The organism is Salinactinospora qingdaonensis (assembly GCF_039539445.1).
Lineage (GTDB): Bacteria > Actinomycetota > Actinomycetes > Streptosporangiales > Streptosporangiaceae > Salinactinospora > Salinactinospora qingdaonensis.
In genome coordinates, this window is the sequence record NZ_BAABDD010000093.1 from 1 (window position 1) to 539 (window position 539).

The 539-nt window shown below is 70.7% G+C and carries 1 protein-coding gene; it reads right to left on the minus strand.

Features of this window, described 5'->3' with window-relative positions:
• Positions 1-539 (minus strand): glycoside hydrolase family 9 protein (locus tag ABD848_RS24930; RefSeq protein WP_344977678.1); only part of this gene is annotated, 539 nt, incomplete at both ends.

Here is a 539-nt window from a genome sequence, read left to right on the forward strand (position 1 = left end):
GGGTTGGCCTGGGCGGCCTGCCAGGCGGTCTCGGCGGCGTCGAGGCAGTCGGCGGCGAAGGCGGCGTCGTAGGGCTCGAAGATCCGGGCGCACTGGGCGCCGGTGGCGGCCAGGTTGAGCGTGGCCGCGGTCGACGGCGGCTGCAAGTAGCGCGGCTGCGGGTCCTCGGCGGGCATCAGCGGCAGGCCGGTCCACTCGGCGTCGTGGATCTTGTGGTGAGCCATACCGGCCTGGGGATCACCCTCGGGAACCTGCATGCTCAGCAGGAACTCCATCTCCCACCGCGCCTCGTCGAGGACGTCGGGAACCCCGTTGCCCTGCTCGGGGATACGCAGCGTCCCGTCGCCCAGGGCGCCGCGCTGGGCGGTGTCGGCGACCTTGGTGCGCTCGAAGGTGCTCATGAGTTGGTGCACCGAGATGCCGCCGTTGACGACGTACTTGCCGTGGTCGCCGGCGTCGTACCAGCCGCCGGAGACGTCCAACGAGTAATCGCAATCGTCACTGGGGTCGCACGGCACGCTCAGGTCACCCTGGTTGGG